Source organism: Methylobacterium aquaticum (assembly GCF_001043915.1).
GTDB lineage: Bacteria > Pseudomonadota > Alphaproteobacteria > Rhizobiales > Beijerinckiaceae > Methylobacterium > Methylobacterium aquaticum.
Map to the genome: position 1 here is coordinate 1 of NZ_LABX01000286.1, position 8452 is coordinate 8452.

The following is an 8452-nucleotide window of genomic DNA, read 5'->3' on the forward strand; positions in this document are numbered from 1 at the left end:
CGACGCGCCGCGCCGCCGCCGCGACGGAACCCTCGTCCGTCACGTCGACGGGCAGGGATTGCACGCAGGGCCCTGGCTGCGGCGCGGCCGAGGGTGACGAGGCTGAGCGCGACAAGGCGAAGACGGTGTCGTGCGCCCCGCCCGCGGCGAGCGCCGCGACGAGGGCGCGGCCGATTCCGCCCGAGGCGCCGACGACGACCGCGCTCGTCATGCGGGCCGCTCGCGGTCGGCCTTCAGCGGATGGCGCAAACCTAAGCAGGCTTGCGTTGGCAGGCCACCGCTTCGCCCGCTTAGGTTCTTGTTTTGTCGCAGATTTTTATCGCCGAACCGGTGACCACTTCGGCGAAATCTGCTTAGCCGCCGGTTCTGCGACACCGATCCGCGACATGCCAGGACACGCGGCGGACGGTGCGTTGGCGGGGCACCGCAAGTCTGCCGAGGGAGGTCTCTGGAACGGCGCATCCTGGGATCCGGGCAGGCCCGCGCACGACCGCCCGGGCCGTGCAGGAACCGCGTCCCGCCCGCACGGGTTCCGCCGGCGTCAGGGGCCGGCCGGCCCGAAGACCGGCGCTCAGCCCCGGTCGCCGGGCCGGGGCGCAGCCCGCAGGGTCACGCGCGTCATCTCGGAGGGCCGGCCGAGCCGGAGGGCGAAGCCCGGCCAGATCCCGGTGCCGTTGCCGACGTAAAGCGTCATGCGGTGGAGGCCCAAGCCGGGGAGGTCCATGCCGGGGACCTCGTAGCGGCCCGACACGAAGCCGTCATTGCCCCGCGCCACCAGCCGGTCGAGGCCGAGAATCATGCCGCCATGGGTATGGCCGGAGAGCTGGAGCGCGACGCCCCGGGCCGCCGCCCGCGCCGCCCCCCGCGGCTGGTGGTCGAGGAGCAGGACCGGCGCGCCGGGCGGGGCGCCGTCGAGCGCCGCCGCGAGGTCGGGGCCGGCCTCGCCGGAGGCCGGGGCCGAGGCGTCGGTGACGCCGGCGAGCACCAGGCGGGCGTCGCCGCGGGTCAGCACGGTATGGGCGTTCGGCAGCATCCCGAGGCCGAGGCCGGCGAGGTGGCGCATCCAGGCCGGGTAATCGAAGAAGTATTCGTGGTTGCCGGGGATCGCCCACACCCCGTCCGGCGCCCGCAGGTCGGCGAGCGGCGCGACGTCGTCCCGGCGCATCGCCACCGAACCGTCGATGACGTCACCCGTGATCACGATCACGTCGGCGCCCGCCATGGTGGCGCGCGCCACTACGGCCCGGGCCCAGGGGGCCGGGAAGAGGCGGCTCAGATGCAGATCGGTGAGCTGGAGCAGCCGGTAGCCGTCGAAGGCCGGCGGCAGGCCGGGGATCGCCACCTCCAGGTCCCGGACCGGCGGCACCCGCACGGCATTGGCGACGCCGAGGGCGGCGAGGAGCCCTGCGAGCCCGGCCGCCCCGAACCGCACCCCGTCCGGGATGGTCACGAGGCTCCGGTGCAGCAGGGCCGCCGCCAGGGCGCCGAGATCGAGCGCGATCTGGAGCACCGCCAGCAGCAGGATCGCCCCGAAGGCCCCGTTGAGCAGCAGCACGACCGGGCGGGGGAATTCGGGCGCGAAGACCGAGCCGGAGGAGAGCCGGCTCCAGAGGTGGAACTGCGAGGCGAGGAGCAGCAGCAGGGCGAGCACGCCCTTGGCGGGAAGCGGCAGCCCGAGGGGCACGAGCCAGCGGACGATCACCAGGAGGCATGGCGTCGCGACGATGAGGGGGGCGATGGCGGGTCTCCTGTGGTCGGTCCGGCCCACCTCTCCCGTACCGGCACCGGAGCGCGACGGCGAGGGGCCTTCGTCGATCGCAGACCGACCGGACCCGGACCCGTCGACGACAGGGAGCCGTCGAAACGTCATCCGGCCGTCAGACAAACTCAGCAACGCTGTGTCGCAAGCGTATCCGTGCAGTGACGGTCGCGCGGGTGATCTCGTCCCCTGGATCCGCAGAGCTGGATCCGCAGAGGAAGCGTCCCATGGCCTCGTCCCCCAGTCTCGGCAACCTGAGGGTCGCCACCTTCAATGCGTCGCTCAACCGCACGACGGAGGGGCAGCTCGTGCGCGACCTGAGCACGCCGGGCAACGCCCAGGCGCGCAACGTCGCCGAGATCATCCAGCGCAGCAACCCGGACGTGCTGCTCGTCAACGAGTTCGATTTCGACCGCGCCGGCCCCAACGGCACCTCGCTCGCCGCCGACCTTTTCCGGACCAACTACCTGAGGGTGTCGCAGAACGGCGCCACCCCGGTCGATTACCCCTACGTCTTCGTCGCGCCCTCCAATACCGGCATCGCCTCGGGCTTCGACCTCGACAACAACGGCGCGGTGGTCACCACGCCGGGGGCCGCCGGCTACGGCAACGACGCCTACGGCTTCGGCGACTTCCCCGGCCAGTACGGCATGGCGATCTTCTCGAAAGTCCCGATCGACGCCTCCGCCGCGCGCACCTTCCAGACCTTCCTGTGGAAGGACATGCCCGGCGCCCGCCTGCCCGACGATACCGCGACGGCGGCGCCGCAGGATTATTACTCCCCCGCCGAACTCGACGTGTTCCGGCTCTCCTCGAAGAGCCACTGGGACGTGCCGGTCACCGTCGCCGGCGAGACCGTCCACATCCTGGCCTCGCACCCGACCCCGCCGACCTTCGACGGGCCGGAGGACCGCAACGGCCTGCGCAACGCCGACGAGATCCGGTTCTTCGCCGACTACATCCAGCCCGGCAAGGGCGACTACATCTACGACGACCGCGGCCAGTTCGGCGGGCTCGCGGCCGGCTCGCGCTTCGTCATCCTGGGCGACCAGAATGCCGATCCCCTCGACGGCGACAGCGTCGCCCAGGCGGCGCGCCAGTTCCTCGACAGCCCGCTGGTCGATGCCAGCGTGACCCCGACGAGCCTCGGCGGGCCGCAGCAGGCGGCGCTCCAGGGCGGCGCCAACCGCGCCCAGCGCGGCGACCCGCGCGTCGACACCGCGGACTTCGCCGACACCGCCCCGGGCAACCTGCGGGTCGATTACGTGCTGCCCTCGCAGGTCGGGCTCGAGCCGGTCTCCGGCAGCGTGTTCTGGCCGGTCAACACCGACCCGCTGTTCCGCCTCGTCGGCACCTTCGATCCGTCCCTGCCCGGCGGCTTCCCGAGCTCGGACCACCGCCTGACCTCCCTCGACCTCGCCCTGACCGCCGATAGCCGCCAGGAGGTGGCGGGGATCCGCTATCTCGGCCAGTCGATCCTGCCGACCGGCACGCTGTTCTCCGGCACCGAGGTCGGCGGCCTCTCGGGCATCGCCTACGACGCCAAGGCCGGCACCTACCTGGCGATCTCGGACGACCGCAGCCAGATCGATCCGGCCCGCTTCTACACGCTGACCGTCGACCTCTCCGACGGCCGCCTCGACCAGGGCGACGTCGCGATCACCGGCGTGACCCGGCTGACGCAGAACGGCGCCACCTTCCCGGCCCTGTCCCTCGACCCGGAGGGCATCGCGCTGACCGGGCGCGGCGTGTTCGTCTCGTCGGAGGGCGAGGCGACCGCCCAGCGCCTCACCGACCCGTTCGTGCGGCTGTTCGACCGCAGCGGCGCCCAGGTCGAGGCCCTGCCGGTCGACGGGAAGTATTCCCCGAACGCCGCCGGCACCGCGGGCGTGCGCAACAACCTCGCCTTCGAGAGCCTGACCGTCACCCCCGACCAGGGCACGCTCTACACCGCGACCGAGAACGCGCTCGCGAGCGACGGCCCGGCCGGCACGACCGCCAGCGGCTCGGCCTCGCGCATCCTGCGCTACGATCTCGCCACCGACCGGGCGACGGGCGAATTCGTCTACGTCACCGACCCGGTCGTGGCCGCGGCCGTGCCGGCGAGCGGCTTCTCGACCGCCGGCCTCGTCGACCTCCTGGCCCTCGACGACCGGGGCACGCTGCTGGCGCTGGAGCGCTCGTTCTCGGTCGGCGTCGGCAACGCGATCAAGCTCTACCAGATCTCGACCGAGGGGGCGACGGACGTCTCGGACCGGCGCTCCCTCGCGACCCAGGTCGAGAACGGCCGGCTCACCGTGCCGGGCGTGACGCCGGTGAAGAAGGAGCTGCTGTTCGATCTCTCGACGCTGGGCATCCCCCTCGACAACGTCGAGGGCCTGACGCTGGGCCCGAAGCTCCCGGACGGGCGCCAGAGCCTGGTGCTGGTCTCGGACAACAACTTCGACCGCACCGCCTTCACACAGGTCCTGGCCTTCGCCCTCGACATCCGGGCCGATGACGGGATCTCCGTGACGCCGGTCTCCGGCGGCAACCAGATCGAGGTGCGCGACCCGACCGCGCTCGGCACCCCGCAGGGCAGCGCCGGCACCGACACCGTGCGCTATGCCGGCTCGGGCCGGGTGGTGCTGCCGTCCAATGTCGAGAACGCGGTCCTGACCGGCGACGGCGCGGTCACCGGCAACGCCCTCGACAACGCGATCACGGGGGCGGGCGGCAACCGCATCGCCACCGGCGCCGGCAACGACCTCGTCACCGCCGGTCCTGGCCTGAGCGTGATCGACGGCGGCGCCGGCACCGACACCCTGGTCCTGGGCTTCCGCCTCGCCGACGCCACCGTCACCCGCGACGCCGCCGCGACGCTGATCGTCGGGCCGGGGGCCCGGGACCGGGTCACCGGCTTCGAGCGCTTCCAGTTCACCGACACGACCGTGACGGTGGCGGACGGCGCCCCGCTCGTCGACGACCTGTTCTACCTGGCGAACAACAAGGACGTGCTCGCCGCCGGCCAGGACGCCGACACCCACTACGCCACCTATGGCTGGAAGGAAGGCCGCGATCCCAACGCGCTGTTCTCCACCACCGGCTACCTCGCCGCCAACCCGACGGTGCGTGCCTCCGGCCAGAACCCGCTCGACCAGTACGACCAGGTCGGCTGGAAGGAGGGCCGCGACCCCTCCGCCGCCTTCGACAACGAGCAGTATCTCGCCCGCAACCCCGACGTGAAGGCCGCCGGCCTCGACCCGCTCAGGCACTTCATCGAATACGGCCAGGGCGAGGGCCGCGAGATCTACGCTGCCATCGGCAAGACCGCCGACCTCGCGGCGCATCCGGGCTTCGACGCCGAGTTCTACCTGCTCTCGTATGCCGACGTGGCGCGCGCCGCGACGGCATCCGGCAAGGACCCCTTCGCCTATGCCTACGAGCACTACCAGACCTATGGCTGGAAGGAGGGGCGCAACCCCAACGCGGTGTTCGACACCAAGGGCTACCTGAACGCCTATGGCGACGTCCGGGCGGCGGGGATCGACCCGCTGATGCATTACGACCAATATGGCTGGAAGGAGGGCCGCGATCCGTCGAAGGGCTTCGACTCGACGGCCTATCTCGCGGCCTATGGCGACGTGGCGCAGGCCCGGCTCGACCCGATGCAGCACTACCTGCAATACGGCGCGACCGAGGGCCGCTCGACCTTCGGCGACACCACCTTCGGCGTCGGCACCGTCGGGTAGCGGCCGACCCCGCGCCCGCTCCGCGAGCCGGAGCGGGCGCCGCGGGGACCTACCCCAGCATCTCGCGCACCAGCGGCGCCACCTTCGTGCCGTAGAGCTCGATCGAGCGCATCAGCCGGTCATGCGGCAGCGGGCCGGCGCTGTACTTGAGCTGGAACCGGCCGAGGCCGAGGGTCCTCACCGTCGCGGCGATTTTCTTGGCCACCGTCTCCGGCCCGCCGAGATAGAGCGAGCCGTGATCGGCCTCGCGGTCGAACTCCTGGCGCGTCATCGGCGGCCAGCCGCGCTCGGCGCCGATGCGATCGCGCATCCGCTTGTAATCGGCGAAGAAGTCCTCCCGGGCGGCCGCGTCGGTCTCGCCGACATAGCCCGGGGAATGGACGCCGATCGGCCTTGACCTGCGGCCGAGCTGGGCGCAGGCCCGGTGGTAGAGATCGACGTAGGGCCGGAAGCGCTGCGGCTCGCCGCCGATGATGGCGAGCATCAACGGCAGGTCGTGATGGACCGCCCGCACCACCGAGTTCGGGCTGCCGCCGACGCCGATCCAGGTTTTGGGCGGCGTCTCCGGGGTCGGGAAGACCGACTGGTTCTCGAGCGGCGCCCGGGTGGTGCCCCGCCAGGTCACGGGCCCGCCGGCCAGCAACGCGGCGAACAGCTCCAGCTTCTCCTCGAACAGGGTCTCGTACTGGTCGAGGGGGTAGCCGAAGAGCGGGAACGATTCGGTGAACGAGCCGCGGCCGAGGATCACCTCGGCGCGGCCGTTCGAGACCGCTTGCAGGGTCGAAAAGCGCTGGTAGACCCGGACCGGATCGTCCGAGCTGAGCACCGTCACGGCCGAGCCGAGGCGGATGCGCTCGGTGCGCGCGGCGATCGCCGCCAGCACCATCTCGGGCGACGACACCGAGAAATCCTCGCGGTGGTGCTCGCCGATGCCGAAGAAGTCGAGCCCGACCTGGTCGGCCAGGATTCCTTCCGCGACCACGTCGCGGATGACCTGGCCGTGGGACAGGAGTTCGCCGTTCCGGGCGGTGACGTCCCCGAACGTGTCGAGGCCGAAGTGCAGGGTCTGTGTCATGGAGGACAAGATGGATGGGCCGGGGCGGGTTTGAAATGCGCGTGGGTGCAAGGATGGGATTGCGGCAGCGCATGGAAGGCGCGGCATCGGCCGGATTTCCCTGCCGAGCTTGAAGCCTCCATCGGCATTCCGGACTGCGCCGTCGCGGCCCCGGAATGACGCGGTGGCGATCAATTCCCGCGAGCGGAACAGCAGCCTCTCATAGCCGGAACAGCCCGAGGGCGTCCCGCACGGCGTCGCGGGTTTGCGTGGTGAGGGCTTGTGCCCGTGCCGTGCCGGTCCGCAGCACGTCCATGACATGATCCCGATCGCGGGCGATGGCGGCCCGCCGCTCGCGGATCGGCCCGAGGAGGTCGCACAGGATTCCCGTGAGGCGGCCCTTGAGCACCGCATCGCCGAGACCGCCGCGCCGGTAATGGGCCTTCAGGCCGGCGACTTCCTCCGGATCGGGATCGAAGGCGTCGAGATAGGTGAAGACCACGTTCCCCTCGACCCGGCCCGGATCGGAGGCGCGCAGGTGGCCGGGATCGGTGTACATCCGCTGCACCGACGCGGCGATCTCGGCGTCGGACGCCGAGAGCGGCAGGGCGTTGCCGCCCGACTTGCTCATCTTCGCCCGTCCGTCGACGCCCGGCAGCCGCCCGATCTCCGGGATCAGCGACCTAGCCTCGGGCAGCAGGTCGTGACCGACCTGACGGTTGAGGCGGCGGACGATCTCGTTGGTCTGCTCGATCAGGGGCGCCTGGTCCTCGCCCACCGGCACCAGGGTCGCCCGGAACGCCGTGATGTCGGCGGCCTGGGCGGCGGGGTAGCACAGGAAGCCGGCCGGAATGTCGCGGCCGAAGCCGCGGGCCTGGATCTCGTCCTTGATCGTCGGGTTGCGCTCCAGCCGGGCCACCGTGACAAGGTTCAGGTAGAGCAGGGTCAATTCGGCGAGCGCCGGCAGGGCCGATTGCACGCAGATCGTGGTCACCGCCGGATCGATGCCGACCGCAAGGTAATCGGTCGCGACCTCGATCACGTTGCGGGCGATGCGGGCCGGATCGTGGGCGTTGTCGGTCAGCGCCTGCGCGTCGGCGAGCAGCAGGTATTGGCGGTGGCTGTGCTGCAACGCCACGCGGTTGCGCAGCGAGCCGGCATAGTGGCCGAGATGCAGGGGACCGGTGGTGCGGTCGCCGGTGAGGATGACGGATTTGCACGGCATCGGGGGCTCTTTCGGAGGAAAGCCGCCGTGCCGAAGGGTGCCGTGAAACCGAAGAACGACCGTGCCCACCGGACGGCGGCATCGGTCGTGACGCAATGACGACGGGCCGCTTCCTTAGAGGAAGCGCCACCAGATGGTCGCGCGGGGGGAGCGGCTCTCGGTCATCGGGGACAGGGTAAGCGGGATTCGCGGCCCGCTCAAGCGGGTCGCGCCGCCGGCGGGCCGTCCGCCTCCGCCATCTCCTCCACCCCCACCCACCGGTTCCAGGCCGGCGCCAGGCTCCAGCCCGCGAGCCCGACATGCGCCTGCGGCATCCGGTAATGCAGCACCGGGCGCGGGCTCACCTTCTCGTCCGGCGGCAGGGCCGCCCGGACCCCGGCCTCGTCGCGATGGGCGAGGAGCGGCAGGAGGTCGAGGCCACGGTGGCGGGTCGGGTTGGCGGAAAGATAGTCGCGGGCGAGGCCGTCGAGGTCGGGCCGGTAGCCGGGATCGAGCACCCGGGCGACGTAAGCAGCGGGGAAGGGCGGCGGCAGGCCGCGGGCGGCCAGGAACCCGCCCGCCGCGGTGGCCCGGCGCAGGTCCGGCTCGGACCGGAGATAGGCCCGGAGCAGGCCGGTGAGGGTGGCGGCGTCGAGATCCGGCGGCTCGACGTTGAAGTGGAGCCCGAGCGAGCCGAGCAGCAC

At 71.7% G+C, this 8452-nt stretch carries 6 protein-coding genes; 1 reads left to right on the top strand and 5 read right to left on the bottom strand.

All coding sequences use genetic code 11. The annotated features are described in order from the left end of the window. Both VP06_RS29500 and VP06_RS29505 read right to left on the bottom strand, forming a co-directional pair. Nucleotides 1-211, bottom strand: a 211-nt coding sequence (locus tag VP06_RS29500; protein WP_048467382.1) for an SDR family NAD(P)-dependent oxidoreductase, incomplete at its 3' end; no start/stop codon positions are given. A 360-nt stretch (nt 212-571) separates the two neighbouring features. Continuing rightward, nucleotides 572-1738 (bottom strand): metallophosphoesterase, encoded by a 1167-nt coding sequence (locus tag VP06_RS29505; RefSeq protein ID WP_425350965.1) that lies wholly within the window; start codon nt 1736-1738, stop codon nt 572-574. A gap of 248 nt (nt 1739-1986) precedes the next feature. Here VP06_RS29505 and VP06_RS37445 point away from each other — a divergent pair, with 248 nt between their 5' ends. After that, the gene (locus VP06_RS37445; RefSeq protein ID WP_053082088.1) at nt 1987-5490 is read left to right on the top strand and encodes an esterase-like activity of phytase family protein; all 3504 of its coding nucleotides are present in this window, start codon (nt 1987-1989) and stop codon (nt 5488-5490) included. 49 nt (nt 5491-5539) lie between these two features. Here the strand turns inward: VP06_RS37445 and VP06_RS29515 are convergent, their stop codons facing one another. From VP06_RS29515 to VP06_RS29525, 3 genes are all read right to left on the bottom strand, one after another. After that, nucleotides 5540-6565: an LLM class flavin-dependent oxidoreductase gene (locus tag VP06_RS29515; protein ID WP_048467384.1), complete on the bottom strand. Its 1026-nt coding sequence runs from the start codon at nt 6563-6565 to the stop codon at nt 5540-5542. A gap of 199 nt (nt 6566-6764) precedes the next feature. Beyond that, the gene (gene trpS / locus VP06_RS29520) at nt 6765-7769 is read right to left on the bottom strand and encodes a tryptophan--tRNA ligase (protein WP_048467385.1); all 1005 of its coding nucleotides are present in this window, start codon (nt 7767-7769) and stop codon (nt 6765-6767) included. Between the two features lie 197 nt (nt 7770-7966). Continuing rightward, nucleotides 7967-8452, bottom strand: a 486-nt coding sequence (locus VP06_RS29525; protein WP_048467386.1) for an amidoligase family protein, incomplete at its 5' end; no start/stop codon positions are given.

Excerpts from the sequence above, each read along its gene's own strand:
- VP06_RS37445 (WP_053082088.1), top strand. The coding sequence starts at position 1,987 with ATGGCCTCGTCCCCCAGTCTCGGCAACCTGAGGGTCGCCACCTTCAAT.
- VP06_RS29515 (WP_048467384.1), bottom strand. The coding sequence starts at position 6,565 with ATGACACAGACCCTGCACTTCGGCCTCGACACGTTCGGGGACGTCACC.
- trpS (WP_048467385.1), bottom strand. The coding sequence starts at position 7,769 with ATGCCGTGCAAATCCGTCATCCTCACCGGCGACCGCACCACCGGTCCC.